This window comes from Nitratireductor sp. OM-1 (assembly GCF_003296175.1).
In the GTDB taxonomy this organism is placed as follows: domain Bacteria; phylum Pseudomonadota; class Alphaproteobacteria; order Rhizobiales; family Rhizobiaceae; genus Nitratireductor; species Nitratireductor aquimarinus.
The window spans coordinates 2662626-2689396 of sequence record NZ_CP029208.1 but is presented as its reverse complement, the minus strand read 5'-3'; the positions used below and the strand labels follow the sequence as shown (position 1 = coordinate 2689396).

At 60.8% G+C, this 26771-nt stretch carries 25 protein-coding genes; 16 read left to right on the top strand and 9 right to left on the bottom strand.

The window, feature by feature from the left end:
• Positions 1-14: 14 nt before the first annotated feature.
• Positions 15-1133: a COX15/CtaA family protein gene (locus DEJ54_RS12855; protein WP_113156258.1), complete on the bottom strand. Its 1119-nt coding sequence runs from the start codon at positions 1131-1133 to the stop codon at positions 15-17.
• Positions 1134-1300: 167 nt separating this feature from the next.
• Here DEJ54_RS12855 and DEJ54_RS12850 point away from each other — a divergent pair, with 167 nt between their 5' ends.
• Positions 1301-1516 carry a DUF2842 domain-containing protein gene (locus DEJ54_RS12850; protein WP_113154922.1) on the top strand — a complete coding sequence of 72 codons (216 nt, stop codon included), beginning with the start codon at positions 1301-1303 and terminating at the stop codon, positions 1514-1516.
• 81 nt (positions 1517-1597) lie between these two features.
• The gene (locus tag DEJ54_RS12845) at positions 1598-2782 is read left to right on the top strand and encodes a GNAT family N-acetyltransferase (RefSeq protein WP_113156257.1); all 1185 of its coding nucleotides are present in this window, start codon (positions 1598-1600) and stop codon (positions 2780-2782) included.
• A gap of 60 nt (positions 2783-2842) precedes the next feature.
• On the opposite strand, the gene DEJ54_RS12840 is transcribed toward DEJ54_RS12845, so the two are convergent.
• Positions 2843-4999 (bottom strand): GumC family protein, encoded by a 2157-nt coding sequence (locus DEJ54_RS12840; RefSeq protein WP_113154921.1) that lies wholly within the window; start codon positions 4997-4999, stop codon positions 2843-2845.
• A gap of 210 nt (positions 5000-5209) precedes the next feature.
• Here DEJ54_RS12840 and DEJ54_RS12835 point away from each other — a divergent pair, with 210 nt between their 5' ends.
• The 4 genes from DEJ54_RS12835 (at position 5210) to DEJ54_RS12820 (ending at position 9914) form a co-directional block, all read left to right on the top strand.
• Complete coding sequence (locus tag DEJ54_RS12835; protein ID WP_113154920.1) at positions 5210-5773, top strand: polysaccharide biosynthesis/export family protein; 564 nt, start codon at positions 5210-5212, stop codon at positions 5771-5773.
• 48 nt (positions 5774-5821) lie between these two features.
• Positions 5822-6946, top strand: a complete 1125-nt coding sequence (locus tag DEJ54_RS12830; protein ID WP_113154919.1) for a glycosyltransferase family 4 protein — start codon at positions 5822-5824, stop codon at positions 6944-6946.
• 101 nt (positions 6947-7047) lie between these two features.
• The gene (locus DEJ54_RS12825) at positions 7048-8580 is read left to right on the top strand and encodes an undecaprenyl-phosphate glucose phosphotransferase (RefSeq protein ID WP_113154918.1); all 1533 of its coding nucleotides are present in this window, start codon (positions 7048-7050) and stop codon (positions 8578-8580) included.
• On the top strand, positions 8577-9914 hold the full coding sequence (locus DEJ54_RS12820; RefSeq protein WP_245447548.1) for an O-antigen ligase: 1338 nt from the start codon (positions 8577-8579) through the stop codon (positions 9912-9914). The genes DEJ54_RS12825 and DEJ54_RS12820 overlap by 4 nt, the downstream gene beginning before the upstream one ends.
• Here the strand turns inward: DEJ54_RS12820 and DEJ54_RS12815 are convergent.
• From DEJ54_RS12815 to DEJ54_RS12795, 5 genes are all read right to left on the bottom strand, one after another.
• On the bottom strand, positions 9827-11077 hold the full coding sequence (locus DEJ54_RS12815) for an efflux RND transporter periplasmic adaptor subunit (protein WP_204360806.1): 1251 nt from the start codon (positions 11075-11077) through the stop codon (positions 9827-9829). The two genes, DEJ54_RS12820 and DEJ54_RS12815, sit on opposite strands and share 88 nt — an antisense overlap.
• Positions 11074-13437 (bottom strand): ABC transporter permease, encoded by a 2364-nt coding sequence (locus DEJ54_RS12810; RefSeq protein ID WP_113156255.1) that lies wholly within the window; start codon positions 13435-13437, stop codon positions 11074-11076. Before DEJ54_RS12810 ends, DEJ54_RS12815 begins: the two co-directional genes overlap by 4 nt.
• On the bottom strand, positions 13437-14162 hold the full coding sequence (locus tag DEJ54_RS12805) for an ABC transporter ATP-binding protein (RefSeq protein ID WP_113156254.1): 726 nt from the start codon (positions 14160-14162) through the stop codon (positions 13437-13439). Before DEJ54_RS12805 ends, DEJ54_RS12810 begins: the two co-directional genes overlap by 1 nt.
• A 119-nt stretch (positions 14163-14281) precedes the next feature.
• Positions 14282-14899, bottom strand: coding sequence for a L,D-transpeptidase (locus tag DEJ54_RS12800; protein WP_113154917.1), 618 nt, complete (start codon positions 14897-14899; stop codon positions 14282-14284).
• Between the two features lie 547 nt (positions 14900-15446).
• Positions 15447-16178 (bottom strand): hypothetical protein, encoded by a 732-nt coding sequence (locus DEJ54_RS12795; RefSeq protein ID WP_113154916.1) that lies wholly within the window; start codon positions 16176-16178, stop codon positions 15447-15449.
• Positions 16179-16572: 394 nt separating this feature from the next.
• Between DEJ54_RS12795 and DEJ54_RS12790 the strand changes: the two genes are divergently transcribed.
• Positions 16573-18546 (top strand): acyltransferase family protein, encoded by a 1974-nt coding sequence (locus tag DEJ54_RS12790; protein WP_162742292.1) that lies wholly within the window; start codon positions 16573-16575, stop codon positions 18544-18546.
• Positions 18547-18562: 16 nt separating this feature from the next.
• On the opposite strand, the gene DEJ54_RS12785 is transcribed toward DEJ54_RS12790, so the two are convergent.
• Positions 18563-20986 (bottom strand): hypothetical protein, encoded by a 2424-nt coding sequence (locus DEJ54_RS12785; protein ID WP_113154914.1) that lies wholly within the window; start codon positions 20984-20986, stop codon positions 18563-18565.
• Between the two features lie 137 nt (positions 20987-21123).
• On the opposite strand from DEJ54_RS12785, the gene DEJ54_RS12780 reads away from it, so the two are divergent.
• Positions 21124-21435 (top strand): hypothetical protein, encoded by a 312-nt coding sequence (locus tag DEJ54_RS12780; protein ID WP_113154913.1) that lies wholly within the window; start codon positions 21124-21126, stop codon positions 21433-21435.
• 103 nt (positions 21436-21538) lie between these two features.
• Here the strand turns inward: DEJ54_RS12780 and DEJ54_RS12775 are convergent, their stop codons facing one another.
• Entirely contained in the window at positions 21539-22018 is a 480-nt protein-coding gene (locus tag DEJ54_RS12775) for a hypothetical protein (protein WP_162742291.1), read from the bottom strand.
• Positions 22019-22140: 122 nt separating this feature from the next.
• Here DEJ54_RS12775 and DEJ54_RS12770 point away from each other — a divergent pair, with 122 nt between their 5' ends.
• From DEJ54_RS12770 to DEJ54_RS12740, 8 genes are read left to right on the top strand one after another with little or no spacing between them, the layout of a single operon-like run.
• Positions 22141-22998 (top strand): recombinase RecT, encoded by an 858-nt coding sequence (locus DEJ54_RS12770; protein ID WP_245447546.1) that lies wholly within the window; start codon positions 22141-22143, stop codon positions 22996-22998.
• Positions 22991-23818, top strand: coding sequence for a hypothetical protein (locus tag DEJ54_RS12765; RefSeq protein WP_113154910.1), 828 nt, complete (start codon positions 22991-22993; stop codon positions 23816-23818). The genes DEJ54_RS12770 and DEJ54_RS12765 overlap by 8 nt, the downstream gene beginning before the upstream one ends.
• A complete protein-coding gene (locus tag DEJ54_RS12760; RefSeq protein WP_113154909.1) occupies positions 23815-24426 on the top strand; it encodes a hypothetical protein in 612 nt (203 codons plus the stop codon). The genes DEJ54_RS12765 and DEJ54_RS12760 overlap by 4 nt, the downstream gene beginning before the upstream one ends.
• Positions 24423-24611: a hypothetical protein gene (locus DEJ54_RS12755; protein WP_113154908.1), complete on the top strand. Its 189-nt coding sequence runs from the start codon at positions 24423-24425 to the stop codon at positions 24609-24611. Before DEJ54_RS12760 ends, DEJ54_RS12755 begins: the two co-directional genes overlap by 4 nt.
• On the top strand, positions 24611-24766 hold the full coding sequence (locus DEJ54_RS23215; protein WP_162742290.1) for a hypothetical protein: 156 nt from the start codon (positions 24611-24613) through the stop codon (positions 24764-24766). Before DEJ54_RS12755 ends, DEJ54_RS23215 begins: the two co-directional genes overlap by 1 nt.
• Positions 24766-25287, top strand: a complete 522-nt coding sequence (locus DEJ54_RS12750) for a hypothetical protein (protein WP_113154907.1) — start codon at positions 24766-24768, stop codon at positions 25285-25287. The genes DEJ54_RS23215 and DEJ54_RS12750 overlap by 1 nt, the downstream gene beginning before the upstream one ends.
• Positions 25284-25703, top strand: coding sequence for a hypothetical protein (locus DEJ54_RS12745; RefSeq protein ID WP_113154906.1), 420 nt, complete (start codon positions 25284-25286; stop codon positions 25701-25703). The genes DEJ54_RS12750 and DEJ54_RS12745 overlap by 4 nt, the downstream gene beginning before the upstream one ends.
• Before the next feature lies 1 nt (position 25704).
• The gene (locus DEJ54_RS12740; protein WP_113154905.1) at positions 25705-26367 is read left to right on the top strand and encodes a hypothetical protein; all 663 of its coding nucleotides are present in this window, start codon (positions 25705-25707) and stop codon (positions 26365-26367) included.
• Positions 26368-26771 lie beyond the last annotated feature (404 nt).

Sequence of the window (26771 nt, the reverse complement as noted above, 5' to 3'; positions counted from 1 at the left end):
TTCCTGGAATTGCTCTAGATCGCCGCGTAGACCTCGTCTTCGTCACGCTTGAGACGTCGAGAGCCGGGCAGCGGATAAGGCCCTTTCGTCGCGCGCCAGTGAGCGCAGGCGAAGAACAGAACCACCAGCGCCACGCCCTGATGGGTGAGCGCCATGTCGATGGGCACGACCATGAGCAGCGTGACGATGCCGATGGCCGCCTGCACCAGAACGAGAGCGGCAAACAGGACCGCCCGGCGCGCATGCGGTGTGGAGGGCGCACGGCGGATCACGAACACCATCTGCCAGAGCGCCAGCGCCAGAAGCGCATAAGCGCCGAGACGGTGAATGAACTGCACCATCTTCGGGTTCTCGAAGAAGTTGAGCCAGGCGGGCGTCTGCGCGAACAGGCCGCCCGGCACCAGCGCGCCATCCATCAGCGGCCAGGTGTTGTAGCTCATGCCTGCGCGAAGACCGGCCACGAGGCCACCCAGATAGATCTGGAAGAGGACGGCGACCACCATCCAGCCGGCGAAGCGGCGAATGCCCTCCTCGGCCCGCCCCGTCGAGTGGGGCGCAAGCCCGCGCGCGACCAGTGCGGTGGCGGCGAAGATGAAGCAGGCGATGGTGAGGTGCGTGGCGAGCCGGTACTGGCTCACATCCACACGGTCGACAAGACCGGAGGCGACCATCCACCAGCCGACTGCGCCCTGAAGCCCGCCAAGCACCAGAATGCCCAGAAGCTTGGGCTTCAAATCGCTTTCAAGCCGCCCGGTCATCCAGAAGAACGCCAGCGGCAGCGCAAAAACGAAGCCGACGCCACGCGCCAGAAGCCGGTGCGCCCACTCCCACCAGAAGATGGTCTTGAACTCGCCAAGGCTCATGCCCTTGTTGATCTGCTGGTATTCGGGGATCTGGCGGTACTTCTCCAGCTCTTCCTGCCATTCGGCTTCGCTGAGCGGCGGGATCACGCCGTGGATCGGTTTCCATTCGGTGATGGAGAGGCCGGATTCGGTCAGCCGCGTCGCGCCGCCGACGATCACAAGGGCAAACAGCGTAAACAGCACAAAGTAGAGCCAGAGGCGCACGAATTTTCGGTTGCGCAGCAGGGTCTCCTGCGGAACTTGCGCGGTTGCAGCACTGGTAGCAGTCATATCCACAGCGTCAGCCATCATCGTTTCGGAAGAAGTCTGTAGGTGAACCAAAGCCCGGCAAGTTGCAAGCCGCAGCGCCAATTACGCGACAAGCCGTCGCGCAGGTGAATGCCTGCGATTGCATCGCGGAGCGGCTCACTCTATGAAGCGGCGGAAAGGTCTTCCCAATGCCCGTACGCCTGCGAAAATTCATCGGTATGGTCGCCCTCGTGGCGCTGGTCGTGGTTTACGCCATCCTGTCGACGGCAATCGCCGTGGCGCAGCTGGCCGATGCCGGTCCGCTGATGCACCTTGCCTATTATTTCCTGACCGGCCTTCTGTGGATCATTCCCGCCATGTTCATCATCCGCTGGATGATCGGGCGACCGCAGAACGACGCCTGATCCGTCGATCTTTCTTTCACCTTTTGCGGTTACACAGGATCAAAGCCGCCCGTGCGGCGGTCCTGTTGATCGCGATGGATGATGACGGTTTCCAACCAGCCTGAACGGACACCGAGCGCCACGGCAAGCCCCGCTGCGGGGCTGACAGTCGAATTGCGCCCGGCCGATAAAGCGGCGCTGGCTCTCTATCGCGAGGACAGCGCGGCCTCCTGCTTCATGCCGGCGCAGAGCCCTGAATGGGTTTCCGCCTGGGCGAGGCACAGTGTTCACGAGACGCTGATCGTTCGGCTTTCAGACAGTGAAGGCCATCTTCTGAGCCTTCCGCTGGAGCTGGCTGCGCAGGGGCGCTTTCGCGTGGCGCGCTTCATCGGCGACCGGCATGCCAATGGCAATTTTCCGCTGACCGACCGGCGGGCGGACGACCGCATCGGCTCTGTCCAGCTGCGGGACCTCCTCGACCACATCCATGACCAGAGGCCGGACATCGATCTTCTGAGCCTGGAGCGTCAGCTCCATGCCTGCGATGGCGTGGCCAATCCACTTCTTTTCTGGCCGCACAGCGAAAGCCCCAATCTGTCGCTTGCGGTCGATCTGGAGGGTGGATTCGACGCGGCGCTTTTGCGCGCCAGCGGCAAGCGAAAGCGCAAGCAGCACCGCTCGCAGGGGCGCAAGCTTGAAGCCGCCGGCGGCTTTGAACGGCGCATGGCGAAAACGCCGGATGAGGCGGATGCGATGCTGGAGGCCTTCTTCGCCATGAAGGCGGAGCGCTTTGCGCAGATGGGCATCCAGAACGTGTTTGCGCCAGCGCCGGTCCAGGCTGCGTTTCACACGCTGTTTGGCGAAGCAACGGCAAGCGAACATCCGAAATTCGTGCTTCACGGGCTGGAGGTTGCCGGCAGGCTTCGCGCCGTGACCGGCTCCAGCCTGACAGATGATCGCATCATCTGCGAGTTCAGCTCAATCTCGGACGACGAGCTGACGGAGATCAGCCCCGGGCGTTTCCTGTTTTTCGAGAACATTCAGGAAGCCTGCGAACAGGGTCTGAAGGTGTATGACTTCAGCGTCGGCGACGAATATTACAAGCGCCTGTGGTGTGATCTGGAGACCGTACAGTTCGACAGCTTTGTTCCGCTGACGGTCAAAGGGCGGGCAATGGCCCTGACACGTAGCGCCATTGCGGGCGGAAAACGCATCGTCATCAACGACCCGCGCCTCTGGGCCATGGCCAAAGGCGTTCGCAAACGGCTTTCGGCGCTGAGACGCTAGAGCAATTTCTTACCGTCAGGTGGAGCCTCCCGACGGCCACACAAATGCGGAAGAACAGGATCAGGCGGCGTCGCGTCCGGGCGGTGCGGGCGGTTTGGAACCGCCAGTCGGCGAAACGAGGATGGGCGTTGCGATGCCGCTCTCGCGCAGTTCCTCGGCCGTTTCTGCGGCCAGCTCACCGGCTTCCGGATCAATCATGCTGACAAGAACCTGCGTATCGGACGACATGAGACGTTCAATCCCCTGCGCATCGACGGGACCGCACTCGATGATGACCACATCATAGGCCGCCGACAGCGATTCGATGATGATGGGCAGCCGGTCGGCGGCGCGCATGGCGCGCTGCGGGTCCGCCGTGCCAACGGGGATGATGTGGCACTCGGAGAACAGGTCCGTGTGGATCACATCGGCAAAGTTTGCCTCGGATGCCAGAAGATTGGTGATGCCGGCATAGGCAACGCTTTCCAGCATGGGAAGCGATGCGGCACCCGATGAAGTGAGGTCGAGCAGCAGGACCCGCATGCCGGAATCAGCCACATCCCGCGCAACCAGAACCGAAGCGGCAGCCGCCTCATCGCCTTCCGGCGAGATGAACAGCGCCCGGGTAACGCCCCCGGTGACGAGCCGCTCGGAGGCCTGCTCCACATCGATGCCGCCATAGCGGGCCGTCCGCGATACGGGCTTCGGAAAAGGAAGGTCTGCGACCTCGGGCGTCGGCAGGACCGGCTCCGAAGGCCGCTCCGGGGCCGAAACCGCATCAAGCGCAGGCTCGGCCCGCCGCATGGGAACGGCCGCTGGAAGCGGCGCGGGCGCCACAGCCGACGGGCGCATGGCGCGGCCGGAGAACAGTTCCTGCAGAAGCGTGATCACGGCCATGATCAGCAGAGAAGCGACAAAGGCCGCCGCCGTGATCGGCACGATTTTTGGGAAATAGGGCTCGCTCGGCGTGATGGCGCGCGAGAAGATGCGCACATCGGCGGGGAGATAATTGCGGTCGCTGCGCGAGGCAGCCTCGCGGTAGCGGGTCAGATAGGATTCCAGCAATTCGCGCTGTGCGGCGGCTTCGCGCTCCAGGGCGCGCAGTTCCACCTGCTCTTCTTCGGCGCGCGCCGAGGTGACCTTGAGGCGGTTGAGTTCGGCCTGCAGCTCCTCCTCGCGGCGCTCCGCGCGGGTGGCCTCGGCTTCGAGCCCCGCGAGCACCTTGGTGGCCTCATTGCGGATCTGGACATCGAGATCGCTTAACTGCGAGCGCAGGGCGCGGATGCGCGGATGGTTTCCAAGAAGCGTGGTCGACAGATCGGCGATCTGTGCGTTCAACTCCACCTGCCGCTCCCGCAGCCGCTGGATGAGTGGTGACGCCAGAACCTCCGGCATGCTCTCGATGGCCACGCCGCTTTCAAGGGCGCTGCGCACGGATGCCGCCTGCGCGGCTGCGGCCGAACGGTTGGCGCGGGTGCGCGAAAGCTCGCTGGAGAGTTCCGAAAGCTGCTGGGTGGCCAGAACGGTGTTGTTCTGCCCAAGCAGGAGATCCGACTGGGCGCGGTATTCCGCGACACGCGCCTCGGCCTGTTTCACGCGCTCGCGCAGATCCTCGATTTCCGGCTCAAGCCACTGGGTTGCACTGGTGTTGGACTGAAGTTTGGCGTCGCTCTGCATGGCGACATAGGCGTTGGCCACCGCATTGGGCACCTCTGCGGCAAGCTGCGGGTCTTCCGAGGAGAACTCGATCACGATGACGCGCGAATTCTCGACGCGATAGACCGTCAGCCGTTCACGAAAAGCCCGCAGCACCTTTTCTTCGTCGGTGCCCTCGACCGGCGCGTTCTTGAGACCGACCATCACGAGGATGCGCGAGACAAGCGAGCCCCCGCTGCCGGAGAACTCCTTGCGGTTTGCAAGATTGAGATCACGCGCCACCGTGTCGAGGATTTCAGTCGAGGTGATCAGCTCGACCTGGCTGGTGACCCCTTCCCCGTCAAGAATCGGACGGTCGCCATCGCCCACGCCCTGCGGACGGGTGTAGATTGATTCGCGCGTCTCGATCAGAAGCCTTGTCTGCGCGCGGTATTGCGGGGTGGCCATATAGGCAAGCGCGAACACCAGTCCCGTAATAATGAGAGAAGCAAACAGAATGCGCGGCCATTTGCGCCGGACAGCGGCAAAAAGCCGGCCCAGGTCGACATCCACGTCACCATGCGCGATCTGATCGCTGTTCATGCGGTCTGCTCCCAAATTGGTCCGCGCCAAGGTAAACGCGCATAGTAACCAGCGGGTTAAAGCTTCACGCACACCGCTAGACGGTTACGGTATGCGCGCTATGAGGGTATAAGAGCGCGCTTTACCCGACATTAACCCTAATGGATGGATAAAACGGCCATGGGACCTGTGTTTGCGGGTCAGGATGACGCCAGAGGTTTGCAGTCCGTCATGAAGATTAAAGCCAAATTCTTGCCAGTGCTGGCAGCGCTCGTTGCCGCTTCAGGCTGTTCGGGCTATCGCCCGGCGCCGGCGGCCTTTCACGAAGCGCTCTATCAGCCCTATGTGCTGGATGCAGGCGACACGCTGCGCATCACCGTCTTCGACCAGGACAACCTCAGCAACACCTATAATGTCGACCAGTCCGGTTACATCGCGTTTCCGCTGGTGGGATCGGTGCCGGCGCGCGGCAAGACCTCCAAACAGGTCGAGCAGTCCATCGCCAGCATGCTCCGCCAGGGATATCTGCGCGATCCCGACGTGACCGTCGAGGTCGACCGCTACCGCCCGGTCTTCATCATGGGCGAAGTGGGCGCACCGGGTCAGTATTCCTATGTGCCGGGCATGACCGTACAGAAGGCCGTTGCGGCGGCTGGCGGTTTCAGCCCGCGCGCCAATCAGGGCAATGTGGACATCACCCGCGACATCAATGGCAAGGTTCTGACCGGTCGCGTGGTCACCACGGACCCGCTGCTTCCCGGTGACACCGTCTATGTCCGTGAACGCCTGTTCTGAGGCATCTCCCCCGCACCCCCCCTGCCGGCTCAGGCTGGTAGTGGGAAGCTGCGCATTGTTCATTGTTTTCGTTCGCCGGTCGGCGGCATTTTCCGCCATGTGCGCGATCTGTGCGACGCGCAGCGCGCGGCGGGGCATGATGTCGGCATCATCTGCGATTCCACCACTGGCGGCGACTATGAGGCGAGCCTGATCGCCGCGCTGGAGCCCAGCCTCTCTCTCGGTGTGCGCCGCACGCCCATGCAGCGCCATATCGGGATTGGCGACCTGACGGCTGCGCGCCGCGCCTATCACGTGGTGCGCGAAATGCGGCCCGATGTTCTTCACGGCCATGGCGCAAAAGGCGGCGTCTATGCGCGTGTGTTCGGCACGATGATGCGCATGGCGGGACAGCGGCCCGCGCGCATCTACTCGCCCCATGGCGGTAGCCTGCACTATGCGGCGGAGACGGCGACGGGGCGCGTGTTCTTCGCCATCGAGCGCCTGATGGACCGCTTCACCGATCACATCCTGTTCGTTTCGGACTACGAGAAACGCACCTTCGAGCAGAAGGTGGGGAAGCCCCGCGCACCGTTCTCGCTTGTTTATAACGGACTGACGCCGGCCGAGTTTGAGCCTGTCCGGACAGTCGGGAATGCGGCGGACTTTCTCTATATCGGCATGATGCGCGACCTGAAGGGACCGGATCTCTTCATCGACGCACTGGCGCTTACCCGCGACCTGCTCGGACGCGACCTTACGGCCGTCATGGTCGGAGACGGGGCCGGTCTTGAAGGGTACAGGCGTCAGGCAGACGAGCTCGGCTTCGGGGAGCGCATTCGCTTTCTCCCGGCCATGCCCGCGCGCGAGGCCTTCGGGCTGGCGCGGATCATGGTGGTGCCATCACGCGCCGAAGCCATGCCCTATATCGTTCTGGAAGCGCTGGCCGCCGGGCGCACGCTCATCGCCACCGCCGTGGGCGGCATTCCGGAGGTCTTCGGAGAGGCGTCCCCTGCCCTCACCGAGCCCGACGCAGGCGCCATTGCCGGGACCATGCAGCGCGCCCTTGATGACGAGCGCGCCTTTCACGCCATCATGCCGCCGCCTGAAGAACTGCGCGCCCGTTTCGGCGCGGATGTGATGGCGAAGGCCATTGAAACGGTCTACCGGACGAGCCTGCCAATAACTCGTTAAGCACAACCGGAAAATATTCCCAGCCAGTACTTTCATGAAAGGGAATCTTACGCCCCGCAAAATATGCTGCGCGCATAAAAAGCAGGGGGCGTATTCCGTTCATGAACCAGGTAGACCCGAAGCGGATCTATGCATCGAAGGCGAGACAGACGGGAATCCTGAAGGCCGGTAGCGAGCAGACCAAGCTCAATCCGATCGCCTGGCAGGTCGCGCAGCAATACAAGCGCGAAACCATGTCTCCTGTCATGGTGCTCGGTGTCATGCGGCTGGTTGAGCTGTCCATGCTCCTCCTCACCGGCATCGCGCTCTACTTCGCCTATGTCGGTTTTTCAGCGCCGCTTTTCTGGCACTACATGACCGTTATCGGCGGCGGTTCGGTTCTGGCCATCGTCATCTACCAGTTCACCGGCTGCTACGACATGCGCGCGCTGCGCAATCCGTCGGGCTCCATGGGGCGCATCTTCGTTGCCTGGATGGCCACATTCGCCGCACTGGCGCTGACCGGCTTCTTCCTGAAAATCTCGGACAGTTTCTCGCGCTTCTGGCTCGGCGCATGGTTCGTGTGCGGCTTCGGTGCGCTGCTCATGCTGCGCATCACCGCCTCGCAGCTCCTGCGCCGCTGGGCGCGCAACGGCACCATCGAGCGCCGCGCCGTGATCGTCGGCGGCGGCGCCAATGCCGAAGACCTGATCCGCTCCATCGAGCAGCAGCCCTATAACGACATCCGCATCTGTGGCCTGTTCGACGACCGCGACGACCTGCGCTCGCCGCCCGTGGTCGCCGGTTATCCAAAACTCGGCACCATCACGGAACTGGTGGAGTTCACCCGCATCGCGCGCATCGACATGCTGATCGTCGCCCTGCCGATCTCGGCGGAGAAGCGCGTTCTGTCGCTTCTGTCGAAGCTCTGGGTCCTGCCGGTCGACATTCGCCTCTCGGCCCATGCCAACCATTTGCGGTTTCGTCCGCGCGCCTATTCCTATATCGGCTCGGTGCCGATGCTCGACATCTTCGACCGTCCCATCAATGACTGGGATTCGGTCGCCAAACGCGGTTTTGATATCGTCTTCAGCCTGATCGGCATCGTGCTTTTCTCGCCGATCATGCTGGCCACCGCCATCGCCATCAAGCTCGACAGCAAGGGCCCGGTTCTGTTCAGACAGAAACGGCACGGCTTCAACAATGAGGCCATCGAGGTTCTGAAATTCCGCTCGATGTATGTGGAGCAGTGCGACCCGACGGCGAAGGCCGCCGTGACGAAAAACGACCCGCGCGTCACGCGCGTCGGTCGCTTCATCCGCAAGGCCTCCATCGACGAGTTGCCGCAGTTCTTCAACGCGCTTTTTGGTTCGCTTTCGCTGGTCGGACCGCGCCCGCATGCCGTGGCTGCACAGGCCCACAACCGCCTCTATGAAGAGGTGGTGGACGGCTACTTTGCCCGTCACAAGGTGAAACCGGGCGTGACCGGCTGGGCGCAGATCAATGGCTGGCGCGGCGAGATCGACACGGATGAAAAGATCCGCAAGCGCACCGAATACGATCTCTATTACATCGAAAACTGGTCTCTCTGGTTCGACCTGAAGATCCTGCTTTTGACGCCGATCCGGCTTCTCGACACGGAAAATGCATATTGAGCCTGCTCGCCTATGATAGCGCGCCGCCGGTTCTGCCCCGTGCGGCGGTCGACGCAAAACTGGTTTCGCTTCTGAAACTGGCGGCCATCGGCTTTGGCGTTTTTCTGTCCGGCTTCGTCATCCGCGAGCCTGCGCCCTATGAGCTCTACATGGTGGGGCTCATCGCCATCTGGGCGCTGGCGGGGCTGAAGATTTCTCGGCGCATCGCACCGCTTCTGGCGCTTCTGATCGCCTTCAACATTGGCGGGCTCATCTCCATGTCGCAGCTGGCGAGCCTTGGAACGATCCCGCTCTACATCGCGGTCTCGCTCTTCCTCGCGCTGACATCGGTGTTCTTCGCAGCCATCGTGGAGGACGATCCGGACCTGCTCATTATCGTGTTCCGCGCCTGGGTGGCGGCGGCCTCCGCCACGGCCCTGTTCGGCATTCTGGGCTATTTCCACGCCTTTCCGGGCGCGGAGATGTTCACCAAGTTCGAACGCGCTGCCGGTGTCTTCGAAGACCCGAACGTGTTTGGCCCGTTTCTGACCCTGCCAGCGGTCTATCTGCTCTATCTGGTGCTTACCGCACGCCCGGTTACGGCGCTTCTGTGCGTTCCGCTGTTTCTGATCGTCGCCGGCGGTATCTTCTTCTCCTTCTCGCGCGGCGCGTGGGGCCTGCTCATCATGACGTGCGGGCTTCTGGTGCTGACGGTGTTCTTGAATGCCGACACGGCCGCCGCGCGGCTGCGCATCGCGGTCACCGCGTTTCTGGCGCTTGTGGGCATCGCGCTGGTGCTGTTGCTCGCACTCCAGATACCGGCGGTTTCGGAGCTTTTCTTCCAGCGCGCGCAGCTTGTGCAGGATTATGACGGCGCGCGTCTTGGCCGGTTTGCGCGTTTCGGCATCGGCTTTGGCTGGGCGACCGAGCACCCGCTCGGCATCGGGCCGTTGCAGTTCGGGCAGATTCTCGGCGAAGACACGCACAATATCTGGCTGAAAGCGCTGCTCGATTATTCGTGGCTCGGCTTTGCGGCCTATCTGACGCTCATCCTGTGGACGCTGGCGGCGGGCTTTCGCATTCTCTTCCGCCGCCGCCCATGGCAGCCCTACCTGATCTGCGTCTACATCGTGTTCGTCGGCCATGTGGCGCTCGGCACGGTGATCGACACGGATCACTGGCGGCACTTCTATCTGCTTCTCGGGCTCCTGTGGGGCATGATCGCGCTGGAGCAGCGGCACATGGCGCAGCGCTTCGGCTTTGCCCGCTACGCCCCTTCCATGTCCTGCCCCTGCCCCTCATCCAGATTGCGCGGCTCAAGGCGCGTTCCGGTCTCGATGGCCGATCCGGGATAGGCGACAACGCGCTCGCCGGCGCTGAGGCCTGAAAGGATCTGCGCCCAGTCGCCGGTCATTCTGCCCACATCCACCTGCCGGAGCGCCGCACAGCCCTCCTCTTCGACGAACAGCGCCCATTCGCCGGCACTGCGGAAGAGTGCGCTCTGCGGCACCTGCAGCACGTCCTCTTCCTCCCATGTGACGAGGTTGACGAAGACGCGATACTGGTCGCCCAGCCCTTTGCGCTGCTCAAGCGGCGTCAGCACATCAAGCACCAGCGGCACACGCTGCTCCTCGATGCCGAGCGCGGAAACACGGGTGAAGGCGGAGGGCTCTACCTGCCGCACTTCCGCTTCAAGAACGCCCTCGCCACCCCAGCGGTCGATGAAGGCGCCTGTGCCGCGCACCACGCCAACGGCATCGCTGGAGAGGAGGTCGACCCTGATTTCCAGATCTGCCGGATCTCCCACCGTCACCAGGGGGCTGCCCGCCTGCACCAGCCGCGCGTTCAGATCCGTCACATTGAGCACGACGCCCGAGCGCGGCGCTTTGAGCTCGGTGCAGCACTGGGCTGGCGGCGCATCGACAATCGGAACCTCCGGCCCTGAGAGCTGCGCCTCCATGCGCTGCTGCGTCGCGCGCTTCAGTTCCAGATCGGCCTGCGCCGCATCCCGAAGTGCCTTTGCAGAGGCCACGGCCTGCTGCGCGTCCAGAAGCGTGGTTGCGGGCAGCGTTCCACGCTCGGAGAGCTTCCTGTAACGCTCCACCTCTGCCTCCAGATGGGACAGTTCGGTTTCCGCACGCACGAGATTGGCCTCGGCCACATGGATGGCCGCCTGCGCCTCGGCGACGGCGGCCTCCGCCAGGCGGCGCGCACGCGCATCGAGAAACGCCGGTTCGGCGGGCTCGATCAGCGCGACGACGGTCTCACGGGCGACAACCTCGTCACCGACCTGAACCGGTGAGCGCATGACATTGCCCGTCACCGGCGCTGTCACCGTCCATGTTTCGCGTATTCGGGCGATGCCCTCGGCCGAAACGATGACCTGCATCGGCGCGCGACGGGCGGCGACGAGGTCCACCAGCACGGGCGCCGGCAGGAGCGCCCAGACCAGGGCGGCGATGAGGGCGATGCCGACAAGGGCGGCGGTCGCCATGCGGAGATGCCTTGTGTGGGTCATTCTTTCTGCTTCAACGCGCTAACGATATCGATTCGATCAAGCCGCCGCCGCACCAGAAGCGCGGAGGTCAGGGCCGTGAAAATGACGATCAGGGCGGCAGCCGCATAAGTGCGCTGCGTGACGACAAGCGGGATGCTCACCACCTCGGTCGAGAAGCCTTGCGCCATCAGGGCGCACAATGCGTAGCCACCCAGCCAGCCGGCGGGGATGGCGATGAGCGTCAGGAGCATCTGTTCTGCCACCAGAACATAGCCGACCTCGCCGCGCCTGAAACCCAGAACCCTGAGCGAGGCAAGCTCATGCGCCCTTTCGGCAAGCTGGATGCGCGCCGCATTATAGACGACGCCGATAGTGATCAGCATGCCGAGAGCAGCGAAGATGATCGTCATCGTGACGAGGCTCTCATTGAGCGTGGTCTCGAATTCCTTCTGCACATTCGTCCACAGGGTGAACCCGGCAATGGCCGGCGTTTCCTGCACCCTGGCCTCCAGCTCGGTCAGGGCATTCCGGTCGATGGCCAGATGGATCATATTGACCTGCGGGGCCTGTCTGGCGAGCCGGAAGAAGGCGTCGCGGTCGATAAAGGCGTCCTGCCCGAGGCTTTGGCGGATCACCGCCGACACCGGAATGTCCCACGTCTCGCGCGGCGGGCTCAGCACTTCGACCCTGAGCGGATCGCCCGCGCCCACATCGAGCCAGTCGGCCAGTCCCTCCGCCAGCACGATGCCGGAGCTCGGCATGGCGACAGTTTCGCCTTTTTCGTCCAGAAGCACGGCCAGCCGCGCCTCAGGCGGCCGCCCCTGAAGACTGACCAGCCGGGAGCGGGTTCCGTTGATGAGACGGACAGGCACGGCGAAAATGCCTTCGGCGGAGAGCACGCCCGGCAGCGCCAGCGCATCCTGCTCGGCGCGGGCGTTCACCGCGCTTGTCAGGGTCAGCGTGGCGTCCTGCCGGTTCGCATGTTCGAAGATCTCCAACATGATGATGTCGATGGCGTCGAAGGTGAAAAAGGAGGCGACCAGAACGGCAACGGAACCACTGACGCCGAACAGCGTGACCGCTGCCCTGCCCGGCCAGCGCACGATGGAGCGCAGGATCATCATCGTGGTCTGGCGAAGCCGAAGCGCGAGGCTGACGCCATCGAGCCAGCCGCGCTGGAACACCGGTGGCGCGGGCGGCTGCATCGCCACGGTGGGCGCAAGCCGCACGGTGGACAGGACCGCCCTGAGCGCGCCCAGAACGACACAGCCAATGCCCAGAACGCCGGAGATCACGAGCGAGCCTGCACCGGGCCGATAGATGAGCCAGGGAAACCGGAAGAAGTCGGCATAGATCTTCGTCAGCTCATTACCCAGCCACCAGCCGGACAGCCAGCCGATGGCGACGCCGGCAATGCCGATGCCGATGGTCATTTTCAGATAATGCACCGCGATGGCGCGGGTCGAGTATCCGACCGCCTTGAAGAGGCCAATCTGAGCCCGGTCGAGCGCGACAAGGCGGCCAAGCACCATGTTGACCAGAAAGGCCGAGACAATCAGGAAGATCGGCGGCAGCACCGTGGCCATGGCCCCGAGCTGTTTCAGTTCTCCGTCGATGAAGACATTGGACGCCTGTCGGTCGCGCCCGAACGCGCCGGTGCCGCCATAGGGAGCGAGAATGCGGTCAATGGCGGCGATGACCGGTCTTTCATCGGCCCCGCGCGACAGGGTGAGCGACAGATCGTTGAATGCGCCTTCCAGATCGGTGGCGGCGGCAGCCGCGCTTTCCCCCATCCAGATCAGACCAAAGTGCCGGTCGTCGGGCATCATCGCCCCTGCCCCGATCGTGTAGATATATTCCGGTGACAGGACGAGGCCGGTTACCACAAGCTCCTTGAGACGCCCGTTGAGCACGGCGCGAAAGCGATCACCCGGCTCCAGCCCGTTGGCCTGTGCGAAAGGCTCGGAAATAGCCACTTCGCTGGCGTGTCCCGGTTCGGGCAACCGGCCCTGCCGCACTTCGGGAACATTGAGGATGGCGCGGCCCGTCTGTGGCAGGGAAATGACACGCGCGGAGGCCGGCTCCGTCATGCCCTCCAGATTGACCATGGCGGTAAACACCACGCGCCCCTCCACGCGGGCCACGCCATCGATCCGGGCAATATCGTCAAGCAGGCTGCGCGGGGCGCGGGTAAGGCTGGCAAACACATCGGCGAAGCGGTTGCGTTCGTAGTAGGCTTCGCGCGTTTCCGACAGCGAACGCTGCGTTCCGCTCGACAGGATCAGCACCATGACGCCGCAGGCAAGCACGAGCGCGATGGCGAGCGACTGGATCCAGATGTGCCGCAGGTCGCGAACGAGTTTCAGGTCGAGCGCGCGCATCACCAGCTCACCTCGGCCGGCGCGAGGCGGTCGGCGTTTTCCTCCGCCCGGGCGATCTCTCCATCCGCCATGTAGATCACGCGGTCGGCGATCCGGCGAATGGCGACATTGTGGGTGATCAGGGCCGTTGTCGTGCCGAGCGTGCGGTTGACCTCGACAATCGCCTCGAGAACGGTGACGCCGGTTTTGCTGTCGAGCGCACCGGTCGGTTCGTCACACAGAAGAATGTCCGGACGCTTGGCGATGGCCCTGGCGATTGCAACGCGCTGCTGCTCGCCACCGGAAAGCTCGGCTGGAAAATGATCCATCCGCGAGGCAAGCCCCACCCGGTCGAGCGCTTCCTCGGGCGTCATCGCGTCTTCCGCAATCTCGGTGACGAGCGCGACATTCTCGCGGGCCGTGAGGCTTGGCACCAGATTGTAGAACTGGAAGACGAAACCGACATGCCGGCGGCGAAATTCCGTCAGCCCGGCATCGGACAGGGCCGACAGTTCGCGGCCGCGATAGAACAGCCGCCCGTCAGTGGGCAGGTCCAGACCGCCAAGAATATTGAGAAGGGTCGACTTGCCGGATCCCGAAGCGCCCAGAAGAGCGACGATTTCCCGCTCGTAAAGAGCAAGATCAACGCCCTTGAGCGCGTCAACAGCCACCGTGCCGCTGCGATACACCTTGGTGATACCGACGGCTTTGAGTACTTCCACCCGAGATGACTGCGTTTCGCTCATCATGCCCACCCGACCTTACGGGAGGGTGCGTCGGTTGGGACCGATCGTCAACTGCCTGAGTTGGGGTGCCCGAGTTGAGGCAGGACGGGCGCGCTAAAGCGAACGCGCCCAAAAATCCTCTAGGCCTGAATGACCACGACTTTTGCGCCGGGCGTCACGCGCTCGTAAAGATCGATCACGTCATGATTGGTCATGCGGATGCAGCCGCTGGAGACCGCGCCGCCAATGGTGGACGGCTGGTTGGTGCCATGGATGCGGAACATCGTGTCGCGGCCGCCACGATAGAGATAGATCGCGCGCGCGCCCAGGGGATTGTTCGGTCCGCCTGGCACGCCGCCGGCATATTTCCGGTAGCGCGGCGTGTTGCGCATCATGTTGGCGGTCGGCGTCCAGCTCGGCCACTCCGCCTTGCGGCCAACGGTGGCGTTGCCACGAAGGGCAAGCCCCTGCTTGCCCACGCCAACGCCGTAGCGCATCGCGCGGCCATTGCCGAGGACGTAATAGAGGCGGCGCTCCGGTGTGTTCACAACGATTGTGCCAGCCGGGTAATCACCATCGAAAGCCACTTCCCTGCGGCGCAGCTCGGGATCGAATTTGGACAAGGGAAGTGCAGCAACGGGAAACTGCTCATCGCGAATGGACGCGTAGTTCAAGGCGTCGGATCGGATCGTTGTGGTGGAGCAGCCCGCAACAAAAAGCGGAAGCCCCATAAGAAAACTGCGGCGGGAGATCGACATCGACACCTCGAAACTGAATGACGGCAACGAGCAACTAGTAAACAGTTATGGTTAATGAATTACTGCCAAGGTCATTCGGCCCTTGTGAGAAACGCCTTGCATGCGGAATTGGCCGCGAAAGCGTCTACGCGTGAGCCCCATGGGGGATTCGCCTCAGGAATGGCTCTGGTCATTTTTTTGGAAAGAGAAGAAACGCGCGATGCGTCCTGGCAGAGTGGCTGGTAGCGAAGCCAAAAATGCGAAGGAAAAATGGTCGGAGCGGCGGGATTCGAGCCCACGACCCCTTGACCCCCAGACTTGGCGGCGAAACGATTTTCATCGTCACTTCAATGCCTTGCTGGGGAGCAGTTTACATCAGCGACCACCTGACCCCCGTCGAAACCAAGGGGTTCCGCCGTCAAGTGTAAACTGAAACGCGCCATCCAGAAGTGCTTTGCAGGCATACAGGGGACGTTGAGGGTTGAGCCAAATTACGCTCTCGCCCCATTGATCTAAGCGCACCAACTTGCTCACATGCGCTCTTGATTTGGAGCCCTGAATGATTGCTTTAGACCGCGAACCCGGCCACGATCAGAACGATGGCAAGCTGAACCCGCCAGTCATCAAAAACGGCCAGCACCGGAACAATGGTCGAGGTGACGACCCACTGCCAAACCGTCTTGGATTTGGTCAGCGGCTTGTCGAGGTGTTCCGGGTCCTCCAGCACCGGCTTTTCGACCACAGGCAATTCGTTCCGGGCGGCGGCGAGAACCTGATCCAGCACCGCCTCGACCTTCTCAGGCAAGACCAGCGCCTTGTTCAGACTGTCGCCAGCGAAATAGCTCTGCCCGCGCCGGATATGCCGGTGCGCGCCGCGCGTGTCCGCCAGAACAGGGAATGATGCCCACTCACCCGAAAGCCGGCGACCGAACTCGGTGCGGCTGATCTCACCATTGATGAACTGATGATAACCGCGGCGGATCAGCAGATGATAGGCAAGCCGGTCCTGAAGGTCGCCGTCAAACACCTGGGTGCCGCGCAGCCCAAGCTCCTCTTTGAGCCCCATCAACGTCTTGCGGATGAACTGCGGCGCGCCGGCCGCCGAAGAACCGTGATGACGCGACCAGGTGCGCTGCGCAGCAATCACCTCGTCAACGGTCATGCGCGTGAGCGGCTTCGGCAAGCGATCCTGTCGGTGCGCATAGATCACTTCATAGCTTTCGGGCGGCGTGCGGCTGGTTTCCGTCTCGTAGACGAACGCAAGCAGCTTCGCCGCGCCAGCAGGCACGGTGCGGTCCATGTCGTTTCCTTTCTGGTGATGAGCCCATGCGAAAGCGCCGCGCCTGCGGGCACGGCAGAAGCTTTCAGATTGTCGGTAGATTCAGGCGCGAGACTGCGGGCAGATTACGCGATCACGCCAGTGGTGCGATGATGCCGCGCATCTATGTTGCCGCCGTCGACGGGCGAGGTTTTCACTTCGCCTTGGCCCCCTAGCTTAGGACGTGAATTAGAACGCCCTCGCTCGTCGGCTCCACCTAGCGCCCTCTACGTCATTCGCAAAGATGCGTGTAGCCGCAAGGAAGCATTATATCGGACACTGAATATTCAGTCGGCTGCAAGCGCGCGAGTTGGTTGCGTACTCATGGAAATTCTGCAATCAGATCGGCAGAACAAGCCTGCTCGGGGGAAACCAATTGCAGAAGTCAGGTTATCGGACCGACATCGACGGCATTCGTGCGTTGGCCGTCCTTCTCGTGGCGATCTTTCATATCAACGAAAACCTTATCCCTGGCGGCTTCGTCGGCGTGGACGTGTTCTTCGTTATTTCGGGCTATCTTATTACCGGAAATATCCTGAGGGACTATCAACGAGGCACATTCACTTTCTCGGAATTCTACCGACGGAGAATTCGGCGCATACTCCCTGCCATGTTCACCGTCACTTTTGTGACGCTCATTGCCGGCACGCTATTGTTGTTGCCGGAAGATGTGAACCAACTGGCCTTGTCTTCGCTTGCTACGGCCCTATCCGGCGCAAATATCTTCTTCACGTATTTCCTTGATACAAGTTATTTCGCAACTGACAGCAACACAGTGCCACTTCTGCATATGTGGTCTCTGGGAGTTGAGGAGCAGTTTTACTTAATCTGGCCGATTTTTCTGATCTTCTTCATTCGTTTGCGTAACTGGTTGATTTGGGCTTTGCTGGCTCTAATCATTGTGAGCATCGCTATTGGGGAATGGCAAATTCGCTCAGGGCAACTCGAGTGGGCCTACTACATGCTTCCGAGCCGCGCGTTCCAACTTGCCATTGGTGGAGCGCTTGCATTTCTCCCCCCCATAAGCAGGGGAAGAGCTTGGTTGCTGGCACCCGCAGGCCTATTTTTGATACTGACGAGTTCTTTCATTCTGTCCGGAACATCGCCGTTCCCTGGACTAAACGCTATACCTGTTACAATTGGCACAGCTGCACTTCTAGCTTCTGGTGTTCATAATACACCGCTCACCAGAGCTTTTTCCCTGCCGCCGCTACGCGCAATAGGACTTATATCCTATTCTCTTTACCTGTGGCATTGGCCAGTACTAGCCTTCCAGAGATACTATTACGGCGACCTCGATCCTATCCAACAGGTACTGTCATTCATCGCAATGATGGGTTTGGCAACTATCAGCTACCTCTTCATCGAGCTACCGTTCAGACACTCTAACCTGTCATTTCGGCAAATGCTGTCTCGGTTCGTCATCGCACCGAGCATTGCCCTTGCTGTTCTCGCCGCTGGCCTCGTAGTCACCGACGGTTACGGTCCCTACCGATACACTGACTACCGTCTGAGGCTAGAAAAGACTCAGACCGCCTCCGCCCCCTACACTTTTGACTATTTATGCCAAGAATACCTGATAACGCGATCCATTATAAACGCTGACAGGTGTGTAATCGGGGATGGTCGTCCCCGCGTATTGCTCTATGGAGATTCAAATGCGGCTCACTACATTGGCGTGGTTGGCGAACTAGCAAAACAAGCCGGCGTCTCTTTTAGAAACTACGCCCACTCTTCATGCGTCCCAATAGATGGAGATCCGTCGCCCTTTGTGCCGAACAAGCGCCTAAAAGCATGCTCTGACTCACATAGGCTAACGATCAATGACCTGGAGAATTATGACGTCATCTTCATCGGGGCAGCTTGGGACATCTACAGCGCCTCAGGAAACAAATCTGGCGCCGATCTCGCCGTGCACCTTCAGTCGCTTGTAGAGAGACTAACAAGCGACGGCAAAAAGATCATCTTGCTCGACACCGCCCCACGACAGCCGAAGTTTGACGCACAATGCGGAAGGAAATCACAAAAGATTGAGGTGGTAGACTGCGCGACCATTGGAGCTGCAGATTACCAGCCGAAATTCTCGAGTGAACTGCATAAGATTGCCGAGAACAACCACGATGTGTACGTTTTAAGCGTGAGAGAGCAAGTTTGCCAATTCGGCAGATGTCCAGCATTCGACGTAGACGGAACTGCACTGTATTTTGACCGCCTACATTTTAGCGCAGAAGGAAGCTGGCGCATTGGAAGGCGTTTGATCTCGACCCCTGCGGCGACCCCAATAGTTGAACTACTGCACGAGCTGCGTGGCGACACATCTGTCAAGAATGAATCGCGCTATGATGGGTGACTTGATGTCTCGAAAATCATCCTGGGACAGTCACGATGTCATCGATGAAGTTGGCAGCGCCGTAGGTCGACCCAACTGTGATACTTTTGTCCGCACCATTAGACCCAGATACACCTTCAACTCGGCATCCTTCTCGGACACTCGTTATCTCAATGTCGTATCCGGTTCCTACCGAATTGCGCACCTGTCCCCCGAGAATCATCAATCCACTTGTATTGCCTGTAGCCATGGCAACCTTCACCCCATCCCCAAGCGAGTAATTAGATGAATGGGTCTGGATTGTAACGTCCTCGATCGGCCCGTCGCCACTGTGACCGTAGATTAAGCCAAGCTTTGTGCGGGCGCCTTGCGCGCCCCCCACCGTCCCTCGCTTACAATTGGAAAAGAGAAACGTCCAATCTGCAGCGCTGCCAGAAGAGATATTTGAAGGCGAGCTAGAAATCTTGCCTATCTGAAATCCATCGATATGCTGCAGACGTACTGTATCCGAGTTGCCCGGTGCCCGGTCTATCCCACCATCTATCGAGATGACATCTCCGACTTTCAAGCCTCGGATGTAATTCGTTGCGACTGAAGTGTTGCACTTGAAAGCGGACCCACCGTGCGACTTCGCCTGAATATCGCCCAATATGTAGGCGCCGGGGTTTCGTTTTGACCCATCTGGTAAAGTGAGTTTTCCATCTACGCCTACGCTATTGTGACCGCCGACGCGCTCAAAGTGTGACCAACTATCACCACCAGTCAGAGTGCCGTTTCTTGTTATCTCTGAACAGTCTTCATACAGAACCCCGTTTTCGCCCGGACCAGTTCCCGGGATGTACGAACCAGTCCCGCCCCTCCACCCTGAGATGGTCGGCGAAACCCCTTCAATATGTGGCGCATCGAAGACAAGTCGAAAGCATGTCTTGAACCAGATTCCGCGAATGTAGTTGCAGATGGAGCCTTTGCCGATCACAGCGCGTTCGTATTGACCGAACACATTCGTAACCCTCATTGAGAGATCACAGTTCTTGATGGAATACCCGCCTAAACGTCCAGTTTTTCCACCCCCATCCCAATTCAAAGCGACGTTATAGTTATTCGTCAGGTCTTGTTCGTTTTGAGCATCAGTGCGCTCGATGTGGATGAAACCAATATCTGGCTTCTCGCCGATACTAACCAGACGATTGACGGAGTAACCACTCCACTTGACCACAATCATATCTGCCGTAACCCGATCTCCTACGAGAACTGTCGGCGTAGTAGCAAAACTGCCTCCTACTTCGTTTACAGATGAGCCAGCAAAAACCGCGCCACGCGTCTTAAAATGAGAACCGTCCGCGATCTGAATTGGGTCGTGATTAAAAACCTGCCCCTGTCGCATCGTCACTGGCCAACCGGTGCTAGCAGAGTAGTTGGACGCAGCTTCAAGCGCCAACTTGTTTGCGGATGCCGCGCTCGTTGTGAACGCTCCAAACGCCTCTACCGCGACTTCTCCAATCATTTCATACCAATTCACCGTCAAACCATCAGCAAGCGTAATGGATAACTTGCCAGCATGGGTCGGTTCGGAAGCAACCTTCTTGTAGAGCGCACCGCCCCCATCGCCTGCTGACGCATAGCCAGCGATCATGATATATTGAGGGCCAATATCGAATACTGACGCTTCTGCCGCCGCCTTGGTCGGGAAGTCAGAAACACCAAGAACCAAGCGCGCATCTTCTCTGGTCTCCGCCTCAAGGACAGTAAGGCCGGCGACGCCTGGGTTGACCCCATTCAAGTCGCCAGCATTTCCGGTGCGTAAAAACAGGAAGATCAGCCGCTCAGCATCTTCAAATCCGGTCACGCCGCCCGGACCAGTGACAGCGAGTTTCACATAGCCAGCAGCATCGGCAACGCCTGTGACATTGAACGCGGCCTGCGTCTCGCTGTCCGGTGCGGTGAGCACCAGATAGCCCTTGTGGGTGCTGGTGGAGCCCGCGAGCGTGGCGAGGAACCCGGAGAGATCATCGCCGTACCGGTTCGACTTCGAGACATACAGTTCGGTCGCAGCGGAAAGATCGGCATTGTTCGCACGGATAAGGCCGGCGCCGGGGTCAGCATCTGCCGTGCCAGCGTCAAACCGATACGCCACACCGCCAACATCGCCCTGCGGGCCGGTCGGCAGGTTGCGTTCCTTCGTCCACGATCCGGAACCGGAAGCACCCGACTTCACATAGATGCCGTTCAGCGCCTCTGTGTCTGCGACCACCCACGCAACAGTGCCGCCTTCATGATCGAGGTCAGCATCCAGATCAGCCTTGGTGGCATAGGCCAGATTGCCCGAGACCATGGCGTAGTAGACGGCGCGTTCGACCTCAGTTGACCAAACCTGCACCTCGCCATTGATCACCTTGCGCAGGCTACCGGCGGCATCAGTGGGCGCAAAAATATCAACGCCCCGGTTGGTAAAGACGGACATGATTATCTCCGATTTTGGATAGGCTTCTCCGGCCGGGCAGATGCACTGCGCGGGGCGGATCAGTTCACAGTGGGTGTTGTCTCGACTCCCGGTAGAGCCTCTGCTTCACTTGGAGGCGCTAGACAGGGAGGGAAGACATGAAGCCGAGTTCGGTACAGTTGCACGACATCAGGATCGCTCCTCCACAGGAGGGCGATTCAAAGCCTGAAGCCATCGTTCAGCTGGGGTTCGAGTTCAACGGACCTGGCGACAGGATCGGGCCGAGCATCCAAATGGCTGTTGCGGTCGAATACGCCGCAGATCGAACTGTTCCAGCCTTGATAGACGCCGCCTTAGATGAAGCACTTCGGCTTCTAGAAGCGACATGCGCTGTTGATCGGTCAGACCTTCGCGAGATGATTGAAGAAGCTCTTCTACCTCGCGACCCCACAGACCAGCCAAATCTCTGAGCGACATATTGGCGATCATCGCATTGCGTTGTGTTTTGGTCTGCATCGGGGTTCCTCGCATGCTTCGCCGGCCGAGGCGTGCGGCCCGCGGCGGCTGGAAGGGTTAGTCCGGTACGTTCGGATCCTGCGGGATCACATAGGTGAAGGTCGCAACCGGGCTCGGGGTGCCGTTCGATGAGTAGGCCGTGGCCGTTATTGTTACCGTTTGCTCGACAGGGCCGTTCGAGATTGTCTCATTCGCAGTGAATGTCTGGCCCGGGCGCGCATCGCCATCATAATTCGACGCTAGCCCCGTAAAAACGAAACGAACCATGTTCATCGCGGTCGAATGGGCCACCGCGTCGAAGGTGTAATCACCCACACCGTTGTCCGTGACCTGGACATCAAGATAGGGCTCGGCCGGCGCGGAGTTATCGATCTGCATGTCCGGCACGTTCACGACATCCGAGAAGTAGGACGCCTCGCCGTCGCCATTGAACCATCGGACACGGAAGTCAGCTTCCTTGCCGACGCTGTTTTCAGGCACATACCTCAACCACAAATGGACCCACAACGCTTGGGCGCGCTCGTGGCAGGTCAACATGTTGATCGCCAACGCCCAAGCCGGCCGCATTTTCGAAGCAATGAAAACGGACGGAGAAGACAGTGAACGCGATCGTGCAAACTGAGGCCCCGCGCCTCCCCTCCCTTCAATCTGGCGGCGCTGTGAAGGCAATCGTTCCGCAGGATTTCGACGGCGCATGGCGTATCGCCACCGCTGTCTGCAAGGCCGGCATGGCTCCGAAGGGGCTCGATACTCCCGAGAAGGCCATGGTCGCAATCATGCACGGCATGGAAGTCGGCATGACGCCTATGGCTGCACTGCAGTCCATCGCAGTCGTGAACGGCCGGCCGACGATCTGGGGTGACGGCGCAATCGGTCTCGTTCGCGGTTCTGGCAAACTCGAATGGATCAAAGAGAAGCTAACCGGTGACGGCGAAAACATGGTCGCGTCCTGCGAAGTCAAACGAAAGGGCGAGGCCGATCCGACCAAGGCCACATTCTCGGTCGCCGATGCCAAGAAGGCCAACCTGTGGGGCAAGCAAGGCCCGTGGCAGCAATACCCGAAGCGGATGCTCGCAATGCGCGCCCGTGCCTTTGCGCTGCGCGACGCCTTTGCTGACGTGCTGCGCGGCCTTGGCATTGCCGAGGAAGTGCAGGACACGCCACAGGAGCGTCCGCAGGCTCCGAAGCCTCCCGCGCCTCCGGCCCCGCCGACGCAGAAGATCGAGCGTCAGGAAGCCATCGACGCCGAGACCGGCGAAGTCGTTGATGACCGCCAGATCGTACGCGAAACCGGCGAGGATATCGGTGCGGTGATGGCCGACGGTGAATTCGACGCTGCCGCCTTCTTCGATGAGCTCGAGACCAACCTGGCCGGCGCGATGGATGAGGCGACCGTCGAAGAAGTCTGGTCCGAGATGGACGCCGAAGCGCAATTCGACGGCGACGACATCAATCTGCAGATCGCAGTGAAGATCAAGGAACGCCGCCTCTCCCAGATCGGGGGCAACAATGGCTAAGCAGGACCACCCCACCCTTGAATTCGTGGTTGAGCGCGGAAGGCTTTCGCCAGCCGATCCGTATGTTGCCGAGGTGCTGGACACCTATCGCAACGGCGACAAGCTCACTGTGACGCTCAACCAAAAACGGAGCCTGCCCCTTCTGAAGAAATACTGGGTGGTGCTGCGCGACGTGGTGGAGAACGCCAAAACGCCTTGGGAAAGCGCCAACGAAGCGTCAGACGCGCTCAAACTGGCGCTCGGCGTGACGGACATTTCCAAGACCATCAAAGGGCAATGGTTCATACGTCCCGGCTCGATCTCGTTCGCATCGATGGATGAAGGCGAATTTCGCCCATTCTTCGAGAAGGCCATGGCAGCCTTGTCCGAGGTGACGGGCATTGACCCTGACGCGCTGCGAAAGCGCTACGACCACATTCCAGAACACAGTTCACCGGCAGAAAGCCCCACCGGTGACGGCAGCGGGGCGCTCGTCGCCACAAATTCAGATCGCTCCGCTGCCGAGAACTCACCTGCCACGGCGGACGAGGCCGGCTCGCAAGACATGGGAGAGAGCGAAAGCGAGCCGGCTTCCGTCGATCCGGATTGGCTCAAGACGTTCGCCAAGGCGATCATCGGCGCCATCGGGGAGGATGAGGTTGTCGTCGTCAATCAGTCCAAGGGGCTCTTTGTCGAAGGCCTAAGCGACGAGGTTCGTGCCAAGGCGAAGTCGATCACCAATTACGCCCGCGCCTGCTGCCGGAATGAAATCGAACTTGATGACTGCCGGGCGACGATTGCCGGCGTCGTCGGGTGCGAGGAGAAGGATCTGGCAGCATGACTGATCGCCCCATCCTTTTCAGCGGCCCAATGATCCGCGCCTTGCTTGAGGGCAGAAAGACGCAGACGCGGCGGATCTTGAAGCCACAGCCTCCGGCAGACATGGGCCTTGTCGGGGTCTATGCGCCGGCGTTGACTGCGGTCTTTGGATACGTGACCCCGGATGCCGATTTCAAAGTACCGCTTCGGTATATGCCGGGAGACCGCCTTTGGGTGCGTGAGGCGTGGAAGCCGATCCCGAAGTCTCGCCCGGGCAGCTACTTTGTTCCCGGCTCCCCCTTCTACGGTCTGGACACTTTCTATCAAGCAGACGGTAACTGCCCGCTGTGGGCGAACGGCCCTTGGAAGCCTTCAATCCACATGCCCCGCTGGGCGTCTCGCCTCACCCTTATCGTCACAGAAGTGCGGGTGGAGCGGCTGCAGGAGATCACATGGCAGGACGCCAAGGCCGAGGGCATCTCTGGCGGCTACCATCAGAGCGAGTTCGCTTCACTCTGGGACAGCCTCAACGCCTCACGCGGCTTCGGATGGGACGCGAACCCTTGGGTCGTTGCCCTCACCTTCAACGTCATCCGTCAGAACATTGATGCAATGGGAGAAGCGGCATGACCATCTCAGCCGACACCCTTGCCGAGGTTGCGCGCTCATTTCCGAAGGGCAGCCGTGGCGCTCGAGCAATTGCAAGAAAGACGCTCGACTTGCGCACCGATGAGATTCGCATCGACGTGATGTGCCTCGAACTGGCGCGTCTGGTTGAAGCGGAGATCGCGGAGCATCAACGGAGGGCGCGGTGATGGCCAAGGTTTTACGCGAACACCGCGTCCCGATCATGCTCACCGACGACGAACTGCAAGCCATTGACGATTGGCGCTTTGAGAACCGGGTTCCTACCCGCTCCGAAGCCATCCGTCGCTTGATCGAGATCGCTCTGAAATCGGAGGGCAACTGATGGCTGTTCACCTGAAACCATGCCACGGCTGCCCCGTACCGCGCCTGACAACGGATCAGGACTGCACGTCCAAGCGTGATGAGATGCGAGCCAAAGTGCGCGGCCTCGGTCTGTCCAGCGCCACGTTCAAGTGCCCGGTCTTGGCTGAGCATTTCCGTGTCGGTCGGCGCATCTCCATCAACACGCCGGTTCTGAAATATGCGGGGTATCACGAGTACGATTACCGCGTGTCCCACGTTGAGGTTCGGGCAACGGTCCTCACCTTTGATGGCCGCAGGTTCCAATGCGTCGTTGATCTGGAGGATATGGAACGCGCGCAATCAGGGGATCAGGGCGAGGGCGTCAAGGAAGCCAGGGACTACATTTACCGAAAGCCGATGCTGGCCGGTCGCATCGTCCAGTTTCTGGATGAGCCAGATCGCGCCCTGTGCGGCGGCGGAAACGTTGCCGGCGGCGATGGCAAGTGCGATCGGGGAAACTGCAGTACCTGTTACCCGGTGGACTTTGGGGGCTGGGCATGAAGCGCCGTGAGTTCACCCGCTCCCATCGAGAGCAGATCGTCAAGCGCGCCACGAACGCAGCGGGATACGTCACCTGCGAGGGATGCGGCCTTGTTCTGGGAAGGAAGCCCTATGAGATCGACCACATCATTCCGGAGGCATTGCGGCCCGACGAGGACAGGAAGCGCCCTCTGACGATCGCTGACGGCCAGCTTCTCGGCAAGGAGTGCTGCCACCGGGGCGCCGAAGGGAAAACCAGGCAGGACGTGAAGCGCATCGCCAAGGCCAAACGCTCGGCTGCCAAGCATATGGGCTTTGAGCGCCCGAAGAAGCCGATGCCGGGCCGGGACTTCCCAAAGACCGAGAAGCCGAAGCGCACTGCCAAGGACGCGCTTCCTCCGCTCCCGAAGACACAACTCTACACATCGCGAGGATGAGATGAGCGAAGAGAACCAAAGCCGGCTCGAAGGCGCTATCGAGCAACTGCGCAATCACCAGACGCAGCTTGATGCTGACGGCATCATGGTCGGGGTTTCACGCGAGGCGCTGGACATGGCACTCGCCGCCCTCTCTGCCCCCAAGGCAGAGGTGATGGAGGTTGATGCATCTTTGGATCAGCGCATGAAGGCAGCCGGCATGATACCTCTGTCCGATTTGCTCTCCGGGAACACTCCCCTCGAAAAGTGGATGGCGCATACCGGAGTTTGCGATTTGGACACGTTCGAACAGTGGCTGCTCATCCGCTACCGCGAGTTCATGACCATGAAGGTCGCTTACGAACTCGGTGACAAGGACGAAGCCGACGAGCTTTACGAGTGGGTTCTTGCCCATGCTGGTGCGTTTGGTGAAGTCGTTTCGAACTTCCGAGCGATGAAAGAATTCCTCCCTGCATCCCCCGTCCCCGCCCTCACCGACGAGGCGGTGGAGCGGGCGGTACAAGCGTTGAGAAAAATCGCTGAAACCGACAAAACAGGCCCAATAGTGTACGCGGAAGCGTCTGATGGCATGTATTACGCAAGCCATAACTCTCCCGGTCGATTTGCCGAAATTGCGCTTGAAGCTCTCGCCGCCTTCCCCAGCAAGGGAGAGGGACAGCCATGAGCATGAAGTGGATCAGAGAAAACTACGACGTCCCGGCCAAACGAGGCGGACGCGTGATCTACACTGGCGGGAAGACCGATGAGCGCGCAACGATCATGAGTGCCCGCAACGGGAGCCTCCGAATACGTTTCGATGGTTCCGCCCACACGCACCCGCTCCCATTTCATCCGACATGGGAGCTCCGCTATCTGGACGCCGCCACTATCCGAGCATTAGGGGGCGGGGAAGGATGACAAAGCCCCTCCGTCACCGCCGATGCGAGATCGAGAACGCCGGTCGCGTAGCCCGCGACATGGGCCTGACCGTGCGCCTTGAGGTGGATGGAGCGATCACGCTTATCCCCGATACTCACAATGACCGATTTGACAGCGCGCCTCTGAATGGCGGCAATTCCCTCCGCGCAT